Below are 16,391 nucleotides of genomic sequence, written 5' to 3' on the forward strand. Positions count from 1 at the left end.
ATGCCCGACACCACCGCCGACGAACTGCTGCGCGCGTCGCCGCTCGACGCGGTCGATGCGCGCGTGCTGCTCGCGCACGCGCTCGGCTGGACCCGCACGCAACTGATCACGCGTGGCGACGCGCCGCTCGACGCTGCCGCGGTCGAACGCTATCGCGCGCTCGAAGCGCGCCGCGTGGCCGGCGAGCCGGTCGCGCAGCTCGTCGGGATGCGCGAATTCTTCGGCCGGCCGTTCGACGTGACGCCGGACGTGCTGATCCCGCGCCCCGAAACCGAACTGCTCGTCGAAGCCGCGCTCGACGCGATCGACGGGCTGCCGCATCCAGCCGTGCTCGATCTCGGCACCGGCAGCGGCGCGATCGCCGTGTCGATTGCCGCCGAGCGTCCCGATGCACGCGTGTGGGCGCTCGACCGTTCGCCGGCCGCGCTCGCAGTCGCGCAACGCAATGCCGACAAGCTGCTCGACGCGCACCGCCCCGGTGGCCTGCTGCACTGGCTGCAGAGCGACTGGTACGCAGCGCTCGATCCGGCGCTCGCATTCGACACGATCGTCAGCAACCCGCCGTACATCGCGCAGCACGATCCGCACCTCGCGCAGGGCGACCTGCGTTTCGAGCCGCGCGGCGCGCTTACCGACGACGCCGACGGCCTCAGCGCGATCCGAATGATCGTCGCGGGCGCTGGCGCCTACCTGAAGCCGGGCGGCACGCTGTGGATCGAGCACGGCTACGACCAGGCCGAAGCCGTCCGCGCGGCGCTGTCGTCGCACGGTTTCGTCGCGGTCGAATCGCTCGCCGATCTGGCTGCGATCGAACGCACGACCGGCGGCCGCCTGACGGGCTGATGCCCGGCCCGCCCGGTTGAAATCCGCTATCATTTCGATCTAACGCCCCGCAAACGCAAGGTCAGTCATGGACACCCAACAACGTATCAAGCAAATCGTCGACGAAAACCAGGTCGTGCTCTTCATGAAGGGCAACGCGCAATTCCCGATGTGCGGCTTCTCGGGCCGCGCAGTGCAGGTGCTGAAGGCCTGCGGCGTCGACCAGTTCAAGACGGTCAACGTGCTCGAGGACGACGAGATCCGCCAGGGCATCAAGGAATTCTCGAACTGGCCGACCATCCCGCAGCTCTACGTGAAGGGCGAATTCATCGGCGGCTCGGACATCATGATGGAGATGTACCAGTCGGGCGAGTTGCAGCAACTGTTCGCCGCCGCTTAACGCGCCCGACCCACGCCCCACCCGCCCCCTTTCGATGGCATCTCCCAGCGCGCCGCCACGCCGGCTGATCGTTGCGATCACCGGCGCCACCGGCGCGATCTACGGCGTGCGGCTGCTCGACCTGCTGCGTGCCGCCGGCGGCGTCGAAACGCATCTGCTGATTTCGAACGCCGGCTGGCTCAACATCCAGCATGAACTGAAGCTGCCGAAGGCCGATGTCGAAAGCCGTGCGGACGTCGTGCATTCGGTGCGCGACGTCGGCGCGACGATCGCGTCGGGCTCGTTCGCGACCGACGGGATGGTGATCGCACCTTGCTCGATGAAGACGCTCGCGAGCGTCGCGCACGGGCTGTCCGACAACCTGATCACGCGCGCGGCCGACGTCACGCTTAAGGAACGCCGCCGTCTCGTGCTGATGGTGCGCGAAACGCCGTTCAACCTCGCGCATCTGCGCAATATGACCGCCGTCACCGAAATGGGCGGCATCGTCTTTCCGCCGTTGCCCGCGTTCTACGCGATGCCGAAGACGATCGAGGAACTCGTCGACCAGACCGTCGCCCGCGTGCTCGACCTGTTCGCGCTCAGCGCACCGCTGACGACGCCGTGGGCCGGCATCCGGCACGCGCAGTAAGCCGATCGCCGCACCTACTTCTTCGTGCATCTGCGCCGATTCAATCGACAACTCATTCGATTTCACGCGTACTGACGTCTACCCAAACCAGAACGCATTGCATCGCGACGATTATCAACAAACAAGCATCAATCAAATTCCGCGACGCGGATTTATCAATGCACGGTGCGCGCCTATAGTCACAGGCAAATCCTTTTGCAGGCCACCGCCATGAACCGCTTGCCTTCGCTGTACCTGTCCCACGGCGCGCCGACGCTGCCGATCGACCCGACGCTGCCGTCCGGTGCGTTCACGCATCTCGGCGCCCAATTGCCGCGCCCGCGCGCGGTGCTGATGCTGTCCGCGCACTGGGGCACGCAACAGCCGGTTGCGAGCGTCGCCGCGCACCCGGAAACGATCCACGACTTCTACGGTTTTCCGCGCGCGCTGTACGAGATCCGCTATCCGGCGCCGGGCGCCCCCGAGGTCGCCGAGCGCGCGGCCGCGCTGCTGAACGCGGCCGGCATCGCGACCGCGACGACCGAGCACGGGCTCGACCACGGCGCGTGGGTGCCGATGCTGCTGATGTTCCCTGAGGCCGACGTGCCAGTCGCGCAGTTGTCGATCCAGCCGCGCGCGGACGCGGCCCATCACTTCGCGCTCGGCCGCGCGCTGCGGCCGCTGCGCGACGAAGGCGTGATGGTGATCGGCTCGGGCCAGATCACGCACAACCTGCGTGCCGCCGATTTCGGCGCGGCGCCCGAGGATGCGGACCCGCGCGTGGCGGAATTCACCGACTGGTTCGAGGCGAAGCTCGCCGCGCGCGACGTCGACGCGCTGCTCGACTACCGCCGGCAGGCACCGCATGCGGCGCTGATGCATCCGACCGACGAACATCTGCTGCCGGTGTTCACGGCGCTCGGCGCGGCGGACGACGACTACCAGCTCGGCATCCAGTCGCTCGGCACCTACCAGCGCGTGCTCGCGATGACGAACTACGTGTTCGCGAGCGCGGCCGCCTGAATTCCGCGAGACAACCGGCGACGACAAACAAAAAACCCGCCCGGGCACTGCCCGGGCGGGTTTTTTTCGCTGCTTCCTGCCGCCGCCGAATCCGGCGGCAGGTCACGCGTCAGACACCGACCCCTTCGAGGATCTCGTCGTGCGACTCGCGCTCGTCGAGATACTGGGTCCGGTAGCCGGTATTCACGCCCCAGAAGTAGAACACGAGCGAAATCGCGGCAACGATCAGCATGTCCCAGCCGTACGGCAGATAGCCGTGACCGCCGAATTCCTTGCTGCCGGTCAGCGACAGCACGGCCATCGTCGGCAGGTACGCGACCAGCCACCATGCGGCCTTCAGGTCGGCACCCCAGCCGGTCCAGCCCGACTTCGCCTGGAAGTAGAAATAAACCGGCAGCGCGACGATCATCAGCAGGATGATTTCGCCCGTCAGCGGCCACTTTGCCCAGTACAGGATCAGCGACGCGCAGACGAACGCGAACGGTGCGATCAGCTTCATCAGCGGAATCGACAGCGGGCGCTCGATGTCGGTCGCCGCGCGGCGCAGCGCCATCAGGCTGATCGGGCCGGTCAGGTACGAGATCACCGTCGCAACCGAGATCACCGCCGCGAGCGAGCTCCAGCCGCGGAAGAAGAACAGGAAGATGAACGAGACCAGCAGGTTGAACCACATCGCCTGGCGCGGCACGCCGTAGAGCGGGTGCACGTTGCCGAACATCTTCGGCATCGTGTTGTTGCGCTCCATCGCGTAGATCATCCGGGTGGTCGTCGCCATGTAGGTCGTGCCGGTGCCGCTCGGGCTGATGAACGCGTCGACGTACAGCAGGATCGCGAGCCAGTTCAGGTTCAGCGCGATCGCGAGTTCCGCGAACGGCGACGAGAAGTTGAAGTGCGACCAGCCCTGCGCGACGTCGGCCGGATTCACCGAGCCGATGTAGGCCACCTGCAGCAGCACGTAGATCACGAGCGCGATCAGGATCGACGAGATCACCGCGAACGGCACGCTGCGCGACGGATTGCGCGCTTCGCCCGCGAGGTTCACGGGACTCTGGAAGCCGTTGAACGCGAACACGATGCCGCTCGTCGCGACTGCGGTCAGCACCGCCGACCAGCCGTACGGCGCAAAGCTTGCATTGGATGCAGTGCCGAGGTTCTCCGAATGGAAGCTCGTCAGCATCAGGCCGAGGATCGTGAGACCGGGGATCAGGAACTTGAAGATCGTGATTGCGGTGTTCGCACGCGCAAAGGCCTTCACACCCCAGTAGTTCAGCATGAAGTAGATGACGACCAGCACGGCCGACAGCAGCAGCCCTGGTGTCGTCAACTCGCCGTTCACGAACAGGCTGTGCGCCCACGGATACGGCCACGTGCTCATATACTGGATCGACGCTTCGGCCTCGATCGGAATCACGGAGACGATCGCGATCCAGTTGGCCCATGCGCTGATGAAGCCCACCAGCGAACCGTGCGAGTAGCGCGCGTAGCGCACCATGCCGCCCGACTCGGGGAACATCGCGCCCAGTTCGGCGTAAGTCAGTGCAATCGCAAGAATCACGACCGCGCCGATGATCCATGCACAGATCGCCGCCGGGCCGGCAATCTTCGCGGCCTTCCAGGCGCCGAACAGCCAGCCCGAGCCGATAATCGAACCCAGCCCCGTCAGCATCAATGCAAACGGGCCGATGTTCCGTTGAATAGAACTCTTCACATCCTCTCCTGTGTCTCAAAAAGCATGGTCGGCCCGCGGTCCGGGATCGGCTCGGACAGCACCGCGCACGCATTCTTGGGGGGACGAGTCATCCGATCGGGGCAACCCGTCCGCGCGGCGCGTAGTTTAACGGTTGCACCTCGAACGTGGCGCCAAAATCGTTCGGCCCCTACAAAAAATTCGCATTGCCTGCAAGCTTTGTAAACCTGATATACGCAATAACCCTGAGAGCATGGAAATACGGTTGACCACACGATCGATTAGCCGTATAAAGGACTTCGCAGGATTTCAAGCGGCGAGTGAATTGGTTCTTTCGTAGTTCGCCCATCAACGGTACTCCGGTTGGTCCTATTACCCCTTCCTTGATTTTCCGCACCCCATGGGCTTCGGCCCCGTTTTATCTTTTTAGGAACAAGTAACATGGCAACCGGTACCGTCAAGTGGTTCAATGACGCAAAGGGCTTCGGCTTCATCACCCCGGAAGGCGGCGGCGACGATCTGTTCGCGCACTTCTCGGAAATTCGCACCGAAGGCTTCAAGACGCTGCAAGAAAACCAGAAGGTCGAATTCGAAGTGAAGACGGGCCCGAAGGGTCTGCAAGCAGCGAACATCAAGCCGCTGTAAGTTCTGCGCGAGATTTGATGTAAAAAAGCCCCGCTTCGGCGGGCTTTTTGTTTTTCTACGCCAATCCGGCACGGCTGAATGCAGCTGCCTGCATTCAGCCGAACAGCCGCTGCGCGTGAATGCCGAGCCCCGTCGCGACACTCGCGAGGCGGTCGCCGAATACCGGCTGCGCATCCGGGAATGCGCCCGCGAGCGCACCCGACAGGAACGCGAGCCCCGTCGAGCCGCCGGTGAAATACAGTGCGCCGACGTCGCGCGGCGCAACGCCCGCGAGCCGCACCGTCTCGCGCGCGGCGTCGACGATGCGGGCGGTGTCGTCGCGGCTCGCATCGACGAGACGATCGGCGTCGAACGCGATCAGCAGGTCTTCTTCCACGTCGTTCAGGTCGATCATCGTCTCCCCGCCCGCCGCGACACCGATCTTCGCCTCTTCCGCGCGCGCCATCAGCGCATGCCCGAGCCGCTGCTCGACCACGCTCGTGAGCCGATCGTACTGCTGCGCATCCTGGTACAGGTGCCTCATCAGCTTCAGCTCGCCGAGCCGCTTCGGCGTGTAGACCGTGTTGATCAGGTGCCAGGTCGCGAGATCGAAGTAGATCTTGTTCGGCAGTTCGCGCCCTTCCGGGTCGAGCGAACGGTAGCCGAACGCGGGCAGGATCGCCGCCAGCTCGACACGCCGGTCGTAGTCGGTGCCCGCGACGTGCACGCCGTGGTGAGCCAGCACGTCGTCCTTGCGCTCGAGCCGCGCCATCCGCTCGGGCCCGACGCGCACCAGCGAGAAGTCGGACGTGCCGCCGCCGATATCGGCGACGAGCACGAGGCGTTCGGCCTGCTGGCGCGATTCGTAATCGAACGCGGCGGCAATCGGTTCGTACTGGAAGTGAACGTCCGCGAAGCCGACCGACCGCGCGGCCGCCTCGAGCTGATCCTGCGCGAGACGGTCGGCGCGCGGATCGTCATCGACGAAGAACACGGGCCGGCCGAGCACCGCGCGGCCGATCGGCGCGCCCGCGCGCGCTTCGGCCTTGCGCTTCAGGTGCGTCAGGAAGCGCGCGATGATTTCGGTGTACGCGATCGCGCTGCCGTCGCCGAGATCGGTCGTCGTTTCCGCAAGCGGGGAGCCGAGGATGCTCTTCATCGAACGCATCAGCCGGCCGTCGAAACCGTCGATATAGGACGCCAGCGCCGCGCGGCCGTACTCGACCGTCTCCTCGTCGTTGTTGAAGAAGATCGCGGTGGGCAGCGTCAGGTGGTCGCCCTCGACGGGCGCGAGGTGCATGCCGTCGCCGTCGGGCAGCGCCACGGCGGAATTGGACGTGCCGAAATCGATCGCGCAGTAAGTCATGGGAAGTTGCCGCAGCAGGGCCGGCGCGAAAACGGAAAGGACGGGCTTTTTAACATGAAGCCCGCGGGATCACAACCGGGGCCCGCCACCGGTGCCGCGGAACGGGCTTCGGTGACGACGGCGCGCGGCCTGGCGCGCCGGGGATACGCGCGGACGGGGTGCACGATGCAGCCGCCCGCCCGGCAGGTCAGGCTGCCGCGTCGAAGCTCTTCTTCCACGCGCCCGCATACACGACCTCGCCGATCGCATGGCGCGTACGCGGTGCCTTCTCGCGATCGCGCAGCACGGGATCGAGCTTGTCGACGTTGCCGTAGTGGCCGAGCGAGATGATCGACAGGATCGCGACGTCGGACGGAATCGCGAACGCGTCGCGGAACGCCTTCACGTCGAAACCGCTCATCTGGTGCGCGGCGAGGCCGAGCGCGTGCGCCTGCAGCACCAGCGACATCGCGGCGGCGCCTGCGTCGTACAGCGCGGTCGGCGCCGGTTCACCCTTCGGCGTGAGCGTATGCGCGGTCACCGCGATCAGCACGGGCGCCGGCGCATTCCAGCCCTGATTGAACGGCACCAGCGTCGCGAATGCGCGCTTGAATGCGTCTTCGTCCTGCGTGCGCTCGAATACGATGAAGCGCCACGGCTGCGCGTTGTATGCGGACGGCGCCCAGCGCGCGGCTTCCAGCACCGCGTGCAGATCGCCGGCGCTGACGGGCTCATCCGAATAGGCACGCGGGCTCCAGCGGCCCGCGATCAGATCGTGAATCGAAACAGTGGTGGGAGCAGGTTTGACGGACATGCGGTTCCTCGCTGACATCGATGAAGGGGCGCGAACGCCTGGCGAACCGCAAGCATACCCGCTTGAGCATTTGCGCGCCCGATCCCCCCGCGCTATGCAAATCACCGTACCTGCAATGGCCGGCCCCATGCGGTGCGGCCGGGCCGGGCCAGCGTGCTCAGGCTGCCTGCGCTGCCGCGCGCGACGGGCCGCGGTTGATTCGCAGCACGATCAGCGCACCGACGATGCACAGCCCGCCCGAGATCATCGACGCGATCGTGTAGGTGCCGAGGCTCGCGCGCAGCAGCCCCGCGCCGAGCGCCGCGAATGCCGCGCCGAGCTGGTGGCCGGCGACGATCCAGCCGAACACGACCGGCGCCGCGGCCTTGCCGAACACGTCGGTCGCGAGGCGCACGGTCGGCGGCACGGTCGCGATCCAGTCGAGCCCGTAGAACATCGCGAACAGCGGCAGCCCGAAGAAATCGATGCCGAACGCATGCGGCAGGTAGATCAGCGACAGCCCGCGCAGCCCGTAATACCAGAACAGCAGCACGCGGTTGTCGTAACGGTCGGACAGCCAGCCCGACAGCGTCGTGCCGAACAGGTCGAACACTCCCATCGCCGCGAGCAGCGACGCGCCCTGCACTTCGGTCATCCCGTAGTCGCTGCACATCGCGATCAGGTGCGTGCCGACATAGCCGTTGGTGCTCGCGCCGCAGATGAAGAAGCTGAAGAACAGCAGCCAGAAGTCGCGCGAACGGCTCGCCATCAGCAGCGTGCGGAACGCGACCGCGAGCGGGTTCTCCTTCGTCGCTTCGGGCGCGGGCGGCGCATCGGCCGGCTCGCCGTACGGGCGCAACTGCACGTCGGTCGGCCGTTCGGGCAGCAGGAACGCGACGAGCGGAATCACGATCGCGGCCGCCACCGCGACGACGAGCACGACCGGCCGCCAGCCATGACGCTGCGCGATCGCCGCGAGCATCGGCAGGAACACGAGCTGGCCGGTGGCCGTGCTCGCGGTCAGGATGCCCATCACGAGGCCGCGCCGCGCATGGAACCAGCGCGTGACGAAGGTTGCGGACAGCGTCAGCGCGACGACGCCCGTCGAGCAGCCGACCATCAGGCCCCAGATCACCACCATCTGCCAGCTCTGCGTCATCATCGACGACAGCGCGACGCCCGCGCTCATCGTCACGAGCGCGGTGAGGATCGTCGGGCGCAGCCCGAAGCGCTGCATCGCGGCGGCCGCGAACGGCCCCGTCAGCCCGTACAGCGCGATGTTCACCGAGATCGCCAGCGAAATCGCCGCGCGGCTCCAGCCGAGTTCGCGCTCGAGCGGCACCATCAGCACGCTCGGCGTCGCGCGCGTGCCGGCTGCCGCCAGCAGGATCAGGAATACCACCGCCGCCGCGAGCCATCCGTAGTGAAAGCGTCCGCCGATTCGTGTCACCGCCCAGTTCATCTTCATGTTCTCCAGTTGGCGGCTCCAGCGCCATCGCACCTGCTCCGCCCCACCCAGCCAGGCCACCTCCGCCGCACACTGCATCGGCTGACCCGGGCCGATGCTTGGCATTTGTCTGTCGATCCGACCAGCATTGTTACCGACCGGTCACAACTGTGTTGCGATCGTAGTTACCAGTCGGTAACATGTCAAGCAATTCATCACGTAGTCGAGGGTCATCATGTCCGGCATCGAAGCCGCCAAACCGCTAGCGCGCCGCACGCGCCGGCCGATCGACGGGGCCACCGCGCACGAGCACCTGCTGCGCGCCGCCGAGGAGCTGTTTTACAGGGAAGGCGTTCGCACGGTCGGCGTCGAGGCGGTCGTCGAGCGCGCGGGCGTCAACAAGATGAGCCTGTACCGCCAGTTCTCGTCGAAGGACGAACTGATCCTCGCGTACCTGGAGCGGATGGACGCGTGCTTCTTCGAGCGTCTCGAGACGAGCGTCGCCAAGCATCCGGGCCAGCCGAAGGCGCAATTGATCCAGTATTTCGCCGATCTTGCCGAGCGCGCGACGCAGAAGGACTATCGCGGCTGTCCGTTCGTCAACGTCGCCGCGGAATTCCCGGATGCGTCGCACCCGGCGCGCGAGCGCGTCGCGCAGAACAAGGAACAGTTGATGAAGCGGCTCGTCGCGCTGTGCGAAGGCGCCGGCGCACGGCAGCCGCAGGCGCTCGCCGATGCGCTCGCGCTGGTGGTCGAAGGCATCTATGCGGCGAGCCAGACCTACCGGCACGGCGAAACGCCGATCGGCATCGCGCCGGCGCTCGTCACGCAGTTGATCGAGGCCGCATGCGCGTGACGGGCGGTGCATGCCCGAACCCGGCGTGCCCGCTACAATGCGGCCCTCTCCGCTTTACCGCCCGACTGGTTTCACGATGACCGACACCCGCCCCGAATCGCACGACGACATCCTCGCTGCCACGCGGCACTGGCTCGCGCGCGCGGTGATCGGGCTCAATCTGTGCCCGTTCGCGAAAAGCGTCTATGTGAAGGAACAGGTGCGCTATGCGATCAGCGAAGCGACGACGCTGGAAGACGCGCTCGCCGAGCTCGAAACCGAGCTGCGCGCGCTCGACGCGGCGGACCCGCAGCAGGTCGACACGACGCTCGTGATCTTCCCGCATGCGTTCGCCGACTTCGTCGACTACAACGATGCGCTGTTCTTCGCCGACCGGCTCGTACGGCAGTTGCGGCTCGACGGCGTGCTGCAGATCGCGAGCTTCCATCCGCAATACCGGTTCGAAGGCAGCGCCCCCGACGACATCGAGAACTACACGAACCGCGCACCGTATCCGATCCTGCACCTGCTGCGCGAAGACAGCATCGCGCGCGCGGTCGACGCGTTCCCGGACGCGTCCGCGATCTACGAAAAGAATCAGGAAACGCTGCGCCGCCTGGGCCACGACGGCTGGCGCGAATGGATGCGCCGGCCGGGCGACGACGTCTGATGCGCCGCGCGCTCGCGCCGGCCGCTACGCGGTTCGGCCCGCTCGCGCGTCAGCCTTCGGCCTGCTCGACGGCCTCGCCGCCCGCTGCCGCGGCCTCCGGCACGAAGAAGCGCTCGTTCAGTTCGGCGAGCCCGAACATTCCGAGGATCTCGTTCAGCCGCTCGCCGGGCCGCCGGCGCGGCAGGTTCTTGTACTGCGCGATGATCAGCTCGTTCTTCATCGAATGCTCCCAGCCGACCAGCTCGGTCACGCTGACCTGGTAACCGTGCGCTTCGAGCTGCAGGCAGCGCAGCACGTTGGTGATCTGGCTGCCGAATTCGCGCGTATGCAGCGGATGACGCCACACCTCGGTCAGCGCGTTCGCGAGCGACTTGCCCTTGTTCCTGCGCAGCACGCCCGCGACTTCCGCCTGGCAGCACGGCACCAGCACGATGTGCTGCGCGCGCTTCGCGAGCGCGAAGCGGATTGCGTCGTCGGTCGCCGTATCGCACGCGTGCAGCGCGGTGACGACGTCGACCGTTTCGGGCAGCTGCGGCGACGTGATCGAATCGGCGACCGACAGGTTCAGGAACGACATGCCGCCGAACCCGAGCCGCGTGGCGAGCTCGGCCGAGCGCGTGACGAGCTCCTCGCGCGTCTCGATCCCGTACACGTGCGATGCGAACGCCGGCGTGCCGTGCCCCGGCTGCTGCTTGAAGAACAGGTCGTACAGGATGAAGCCGAGATACGACTTGCCGGCGCCGTGATCGACGAGCGTCACGCTGCCCTTGTCGGCCTGCACGCCGGCCAGCAGCGGCTCGATGAACTGGAACAGGTGATAGACCTGCTTCAGCTTGCGGCGGCTGTCCTGGTTCAGCTTCCCGTCGCGGGTGAGGATGTGCAGTTCCTTCAGCAGCTCGACGGACTGCTCCGGGCGGATTTCGTGGGTCTTGTTCGACATCGTGATGCGGCGCCGGGCCACGGTCGGTCGACCACGGCCCGGCGGCGGGAATTCGTGAGGGAGAGCGACAGTTTACCGAAAATGCGCGGTCAGGCTCGGGCGCCGAGCCGCCACAACGACGTGACCTCGGCGCGGCGTGCCGCATGCAGCGGATCGTCGGCGTCGGTCGACTTCGGGTGCGCGGGGCGGATGTCGTCGCGGCCGAGCACGACGAGGCCCGCCTCGTCGATCCATTGCAGCAGCGTGTCGCGCGGCCGCAGGCCGAGGTGCTCTGCGAAATCGGACAGGATCAGCCAGCCCTCGCCGCCCGGCTCGAGATGCGCGGCGAGCCCCGCGAGGAAACCGCGCAGCATGCGGCTGTCGGGATCGTAGACCGCGTATTCGATCGGCGCGCTCGGCCGGGCCGGCACCCAGGGCGGGTTGCAGACCACGAGCGGCGCACGGCCGGCCGGAAACAGGTCGGCCTCGACGACGTCGACGCGATCCGCGTGACCGAGCCGCGCCACGTTCTCGCGCGCGCAGGCGAGCGCACGCGGATCCTGGTCGGTCGCGACGACGCGCTCGACGCCTCGCGACGCGAGCACGGCCGCGAGCACGCCGGTGCCCGTGCCGACGTCGAACGCGAGCGACGTCGCCGGCAGCGGCGCGCGCGCGACGAGTTCGACATATTCGCCGCGCACCGGCGAGAACACGCCGTAGTGCGGATGGATCGGCGCGCCGCCGAGCGCCGGGATCGGCACGCCCTTCTTGCGCCATTCATGCGCGCCGACGAGGCCGAGCAGTTCGCGAAGCGACACGACCGACGGCGCGCCGCCGGGGCCGTACGCCTCCTCGCACGCGGCGCGCACGTCGGGCGCGCGGCGCAGCGGGATCGTGTAATCGGCGTCGAGCGGGATCAGCAGCATCCCGAGCGTGCGGGCGCGCTGCGACTGCGCGAGACGATGCAGGTTGAATGCGTCGACGCCGGCCGCGGCCTTCGCCTTCTTCGGCTTGCGCTCGACGCGGCGTGCCATCGCCTGCACGAGCTGGCGCGCATTCTGGAAGTCGCCCTGCCAGACGAGTGCGGTGCCCTCGCACGCAAGGCGGTAGGCCGCGTCGGCAGTGAGGCTGTCGTCGGCGGGCACCGCGCGCTTCGGCGGCTGCACACCGGCTTCGGAGCGCCAGCGCACGGCATGATCGGCGCCGTCGGCGCCGGTCCAGTGGAAAACGGGGAAATCGGTCACGCGAACTCGGTTACGGTTGGCTTCAACGGGCGGCGGCATCGCGCCGCGCGGCTCACACCATACCGCGCTTTGCCCGCGCGGCAAAGCGCGGGCGGCGGCACGCACCGCCGCCCGGGACGCGCGCGTCAGGTCTCGTCGTCGAGCGCCGCGTCGGGCGCGTTCTGCTTCACCGACGCGATGCCGTTCTCGCGGCCCGCTTCGGCCTTGTACAGCTCGCTCGTGCCGATGATCTCGTGATTGCCGGCCTTCAGGTTGAACATGAACTGGCCGTTGCTCGCACTCTTGCGCTCGTAGCGCGCGTCGTCCGGCGCGTTCTTGCGCACCGACGCGACGCCGTTCTCCGCCGACGCCTTGGTCTTGTAGAGCTCGCTGCGCAGGATGATCTCGCCGTTGCCGGCCTTCAGGTGGAACAGGAACTGACCGTCGCTCGCTTTCTTGATGACGAATTTCGCTGCCATTGGGATCCCCTCGGGTGAAAGTTCGTCCGGCCCTCCGGACCCGGCCAGTTTAAGCGCGATCCCGACGGGAAAATGCAAGGTCGACACAATTCAATCGTCAGAAATGGTCAGGGCCGGCGCGCGCGCCGCTTCGTCCGGCATGATGCCGGCATCCGCGCGGCGCGCGGGCTATCCGCCCCATCCCGGCATCGCGGGCAGGCGCAGCGTGCCCGCGTCGTTGAAGTGCACGGTGCCGAGCGCGCCGCCGGCGAGCCGGCCGCGCAGCGCATACGGCAGCTCGCCGTTCGCGGCCGCGCCGGGCAGGTTCCACGCCTGCCGCGCGGCGGCGAATGCCGACACGGAAACCGGCACGTCGAGCACGGCCTCGCCGAAACGCGGCACGGTGCCCGAGCGATCGCTGACGCCGCTCGCGAACGGCGTGCCGTTCAGGTCGAGCGCGACCGAGATGCCGTGATACTCGATCGGTGCATCGCTCGGGTTCTGCACGCGCAGCTTCAGGCTGAAACGCATCTCGAGCCCCTGCCCGACGAGCGGATCGAGCCCCGCGACCGACACGCGCACGGGGTCGCGCGTCAGCCCCGCGCAGCCGCAGAGCAGGAACACGGCGGCGAACAGCAGCAGCACGGCGCGCAGTGGCGCGATACGGAACAGGGCTCGTGGCATCGGAAAGTCTCCTCGCGGCAATCGGTGAACGGGTCGTCGATGCATTGTACCGAGCATGCCGCCGCACGCCGGGTTTCGTAGTTTTCGCAGCCGCGCCAGATCGTTAATAGATTAAAACTACGAAGACATCAGCTAAACGGAAAGCGCATTAATGACTTCCAGCATTCAATGAAGCGGGAAAAATTCAATAGATGCATCTTCTAAATTTTTCGTTTCCTTTACCTAAAACCATCAAGTATATTTACGCATCCTTCGAGCTGGCCGACAAACCTTGAAGCCGCATGACGGCGAATTTACGGAACGGCGACCCGCCTTCCTTCCGTCCTGTGGACTGGCCCGGCCAGCCCCGTAGGTCGTCGGTTCAAAGGGATTGCGCGCCCGTGCCGGGCGTGCCGCCCCGTGTCGTGCGCGCGAAATCAATTCAGTACAACACGCGCCCGTCCATTTTGAACCGGCAAGTTAACCGACATCCGGAAATCCAGAGGGGGCAGTAAACCATGATTACCTTCACGTAGTCGGCCGCCGTCTTTTTCGAATAATCCGTCATTGGCATTTTCATCGCTGTTGATTAACGGCGACGGGATTGCTTTTGCCGGCGTTTTCACAGCACTGAACGATTCTTTCATCAATCGAGGTTTCAGTCATGTCGATCAACATTCGCAAGATGCGTTATCTGCCGCTCGTCGCCGCACTCGCGCTCGCCGGGTGCGGCGGCGACGACGGCGGCGCGGGCTCGGCTTCCGCGCTCAGCTCCGCCGGCGCGCCGCACTCGGGCTCGTCGCCCGCCGTCACTGCGCCGCCAAGCGCATCCAACGTCGACAAGAGCGTATCGCCTGTCGAGCTGCCGGACACCGTCGTACCCGTGAACTACCGCCTGTGGTTCCGCCCGAACGAAGCGCTGAACGCGTTCGACGGCCGCGCCGACGTCGAGATCAAGGTGCTGAAGCCGGTCAACAACATCGTGATCGCCGGCCACCGGATCAAGTTCACGAACGGCCGCATCACGCTGCAGCCAGGCAACATCCAGCTGATCGCGACGCCGCAGGACAAGGGCGACTTCTACCAGCTGCGCCCCGTGAGCGGCACGATCTCGCCGGGCAACTATTCGCTGCACATGGAGTGGTCGGGCATCATCAACTTCAAGTCGTACGACGATCCGGTCGCGAAGACGGGCGGCAGCTGCGGCGACGATCCGTATCCGGGCTGCTCGGCCGCGGAAGGCATCTTCCGCGTCGACCTGAAGAGCACTGACGGCACGACGAGCGGCGCCATCCTCACGCAGGGCGAAACCAACCTGTCGCGCCAATGGTTCCCCGGCTGGGACGAGCCGGCGTTCCGCCCGACCTATGAAGTGACGGCCGAAGTGCCGCAGAACTGGCGTGTCGTGTCGAACGCGGCCGAGAAGCCGTCGACCGGCATCGGCGGCGGCTACAAGCTCGTGCAGTTCGAGAAGACCCCGCCGATGCCGTCGTACCTGCTGTTCTTCGGCGGCGGCCTGTTCGACACCTACGAGGACGACTTCACGAGCCCGCTGCCGGGCGGCAAGGGCGGCCTGCACCTGCGCGTGTTCACGCCGCCGGGCATGAGAGACTGGGCGAAGCCGGCGATGGACCGCACCAAGCAGGCGCTCGACTACTACTACCGCTACACGGGCATCGCGCTGCCGCTGACGAAGTTCGACACGGTCGCCGCGAACGACGCGTTCAAGGAGCAGAAGGACCTGAACTTCGGCGGGATGGAGAACTGGGGGTCGATCCTCGAGTTCGCCGACGACATCCTGCCGCAGCCGGGCCAGCCGATGTCGCGCTACGGCAACGAGGTGCTGACGCACGAAGTCGCGCACCAGTGGTTCGGCGACCTCGTCACGACCGACTGGTGGGACAACGTGTGGCTCAACGAATCGTTCGCGACGTTCTTCGAGACGAAGACGACGATCCAGTTCTTCCCCGACGAGTTCAGCTGGCTCGACCAGGTGAAGAACAAGTACCGCGTGATCAATCGTGACATCGGCCCGAACGCGTTCCCGGTCGCGCCGAACTTCAACGGCTGGGCGTCGAACGACTTCGTGCTGAGCGCCAGCGCGTTCACGTACGACAAGGGCGGCCACGTGCTGAAGACGCTCGAGAACTATCTCGGCGAACAGACGCTGCGCCAGGGTCTGCAGCAGTACCTGGTCGACTACTCGTTCGGCAACGGCACGCCGAGGCGCCTGTGGGATGCGCTGTCGAAGGCGAGCGGCCAGCCGGTCGGCGCGATCGGCGACAGCTACGTGCGCCAGACCGGCGTGCCGCTGATCTCGCTCGACACGCAGTGCGACATGACGAAGAACCAGACGATCGTCACGCTGAAACAGCAGCCGTTCCCGAACAAGAACGCGTATCCGGGCCTGCAGTGGACGGTACCGATCACGCTCGCGTACGGCCAGGGTCTCGCGAAACGCACGACGCTCGCGCTGAAGGACACGCAGACGCAAACGCGGATCGACGGTTGCACGGGCGTGGTCGCGGACCCGAGCGGGCTCGACTACTACGTCGTGAACTACAGCGACGCGGCCTGGAGCGGGTTGCTCACGCAGGTCAACGGCTCGTCCGATCCGGTACTGCTGTCGAACCTGAAGAGCGAGGCCGCGCTGCTGGTCGCGAACAACCTCGCGCCGGCTTCGCGCTCGACGTCGATCGGTTCGGTCGCTTCGCCGGCCGCGATGAAGCTGCGCCAGACGCCGACCTTCGGCGGCATCGCGCCGGCGACGAAGGAACGCCCGGCCCTGCAGTACCAGGGCATCTTCAAGCCGCGCAAGGTAGTGACGCAGTAACGGTGCGCGTCCGGCCGGTGCCGCGCAGCCTGCGGCGCC

17 protein-coding genes are annotated in these 16,391 nt (G+C 66.6%); 8 read left to right on the forward strand and 9 right to left on the reverse strand.

The window, feature by feature from the left end; genetic code table 11:
• The 4 genes from prmC (at window position 1) to DM992_RS01530 (ending at window position 2,855) form a co-directional block, all read left to right on the forward strand.
• Window positions 1–843, forward strand: coding sequence for a peptide chain release factor N(5)-glutamine methyltransferase (prmC, locus tag DM992_RS01515; RefSeq protein ID WP_111015411.1), 843 nt, complete (start codon window positions 1–3; stop codon window positions 841–843).
• Between the two features lie 67 nt (window positions 844–910).
• On the forward strand, window positions 911–1,222 hold the full coding sequence (grxD, locus tag DM992_RS01520) for a Grx4 family monothiol glutaredoxin (protein WP_011883132.1): 312 nt from the start codon (window positions 911–913) through the stop codon (window positions 1,220–1,222).
• Between the two features lie 34 nt (window positions 1,223–1,256).
• Window positions 1,257–1,853, forward strand: coding sequence for a UbiX family flavin prenyltransferase (locus tag DM992_RS01525; RefSeq protein WP_111015412.1), 597 nt, complete (start codon window positions 1,257–1,259; stop codon window positions 1,851–1,853).
• A 210-nt stretch (window positions 1,854–2,063) separates the two neighbouring features.
• The gene (locus tag DM992_RS01530; RefSeq protein WP_111015413.1) at window positions 2,064–2,855 is read left to right on the forward strand and encodes a class III extradiol ring-cleavage dioxygenase; all 792 of its coding nucleotides are present in this window, start codon (window positions 2,064–2,066) and stop codon (window positions 2,853–2,855) included.
• 109 nt (window positions 2,856–2,964) lie between these two features.
• Here the strand turns inward: DM992_RS01530 and DM992_RS01535 are convergent, their stop codons facing one another.
• Window positions 2,965–4,563, reverse strand: coding sequence for an APC family permease (locus DM992_RS01535; RefSeq protein ID WP_111015414.1), 1,599 nt, complete (start codon window positions 4,561–4,563; stop codon window positions 2,965–2,967).
• Window positions 4,564–4,983: 420 nt separating this feature from the next.
• Here DM992_RS01535 and DM992_RS01545 point away from each other — a divergent pair, with 420 nt between their 5' ends.
• A complete protein-coding gene (locus DM992_RS01545; RefSeq protein ID WP_034183701.1) occupies window positions 4,984–5,187 on the forward strand; it encodes a cold-shock protein in 204 nt (67 codons plus the stop codon).
• Between the two features lie 94 nt (window positions 5,188–5,281).
• Here DM992_RS01545 and DM992_RS01550 read toward each other — a convergent pair whose 3' ends face one another.
• The 3 genes from DM992_RS01550 to DM992_RS01560 form a co-directional block, all read right to left on the reverse strand.
• Window positions 5,282–6,532, reverse strand: coding sequence for an Hsp70 family protein (locus tag DM992_RS01550; protein WP_111015416.1), 1,251 nt, complete (start codon window positions 6,530–6,532; stop codon window positions 5,282–5,284).
• Window positions 6,533–6,719: 187 nt separating this feature from the next.
• Entirely contained in the window at window positions 6,720–7,325 is a 606-nt protein-coding gene (locus tag DM992_RS01555) for a nitroreductase family protein (protein WP_111015417.1), read from the reverse strand.
• A 157-nt stretch (window positions 7,326–7,482) separates the two neighbouring features.
• Window positions 7,483–8,766 carry an MFS transporter gene (locus DM992_RS01560; RefSeq protein ID WP_111015418.1) on the reverse strand — a complete coding sequence of 428 codons (1,284 nt, stop codon included), beginning with the start codon at window positions 8,764–8,766 and terminating at the stop codon, window positions 7,483–7,485.
• A gap of 220 nt (window positions 8,767–8,986) precedes the next feature.
• Between DM992_RS01560 and DM992_RS01570 the strand changes: the two genes are divergently transcribed.
• Together DM992_RS01570 and DM992_RS01575 are read left to right on the forward strand one after the other, a co-directional pair.
• The gene (locus DM992_RS01570) at window positions 8,987–9,607 is read left to right on the forward strand and encodes a TetR/AcrR family transcriptional regulator (RefSeq protein WP_111015419.1); all 621 of its coding nucleotides are present in this window, start codon (window positions 8,987–8,989) and stop codon (window positions 9,605–9,607) included.
• Window positions 9,608–9,683: 76 nt separating this feature from the next.
• Window positions 9,684–10,256, forward strand: coding sequence for a DUF1415 domain-containing protein (locus DM992_RS01575; protein WP_111015420.1), 573 nt, complete (start codon window positions 9,684–9,686; stop codon window positions 10,254–10,256).
• A gap of 49 nt (window positions 10,257–10,305) precedes the next feature.
• On the opposite strand, the gene DM992_RS01580 is transcribed toward DM992_RS01575, so the two are convergent.
• The 5 genes from DM992_RS01580 to DM992_RS41440 form a co-directional block, all read right to left on the reverse strand.
• A complete protein-coding gene (locus DM992_RS01580; RefSeq protein WP_111017765.1) occupies window positions 10,306–11,196 on the reverse strand; it encodes an SAM-dependent methyltransferase in 891 nt (296 codons plus the stop codon).
• An 89-nt stretch (window positions 11,197–11,285) separates the two neighbouring features.
• Window positions 11,286–12,419, reverse strand: a complete 1,134-nt coding sequence (locus DM992_RS01585; RefSeq protein WP_111015421.1) for a class I SAM-dependent methyltransferase — start codon at window positions 12,417–12,419, stop codon at window positions 11,286–11,288.
• Window positions 12,420–12,544: 125 nt separating this feature from the next.
• Window positions 12,545–12,877, reverse strand: coding sequence for a YegP family protein (locus DM992_RS01590; RefSeq protein WP_111015422.1), 333 nt, complete (start codon window positions 12,875–12,877; stop codon window positions 12,545–12,547).
• Between the two features lie 168 nt (window positions 12,878–13,045).
• Window positions 13,046–13,540 (reverse strand): LEA type 2 family protein, encoded by a 495-nt coding sequence (locus DM992_RS01595; protein ID WP_111015423.1) that lies wholly within the window; start codon window positions 13,538–13,540, stop codon window positions 13,046–13,048.
• Between the two features lie 416 nt (window positions 13,541–13,956).
• Complete coding sequence (locus DM992_RS41440; RefSeq protein ID WP_162631568.1) at window positions 13,957–14,166, reverse strand: hypothetical protein; 210 nt, start codon at window positions 14,164–14,166, stop codon at window positions 13,957–13,959.
• 17 nt (window positions 14,167–14,183) lie between these two features.
• Here DM992_RS41440 and DM992_RS01605 point away from each other — a divergent pair, with 17 nt between their 5' ends.
• On the forward strand, window positions 14,184–16,352 hold the full coding sequence (locus tag DM992_RS01605) for a M1 family metallopeptidase (protein WP_111015424.1): 2,169 nt from the start codon (window positions 14,184–14,186) through the stop codon (window positions 16,350–16,352).
• Window positions 16,353–16,391: the final 39 nt, after the last annotated feature.

The organism is Burkholderia sp. JP2-270 (assembly GCF_003233675.1).
In the GTDB taxonomy this organism is placed as follows: domain Bacteria; phylum Pseudomonadota; class Gammaproteobacteria; order Burkholderiales; family Burkholderiaceae; genus Burkholderia; species Burkholderia pyrrocinia_C.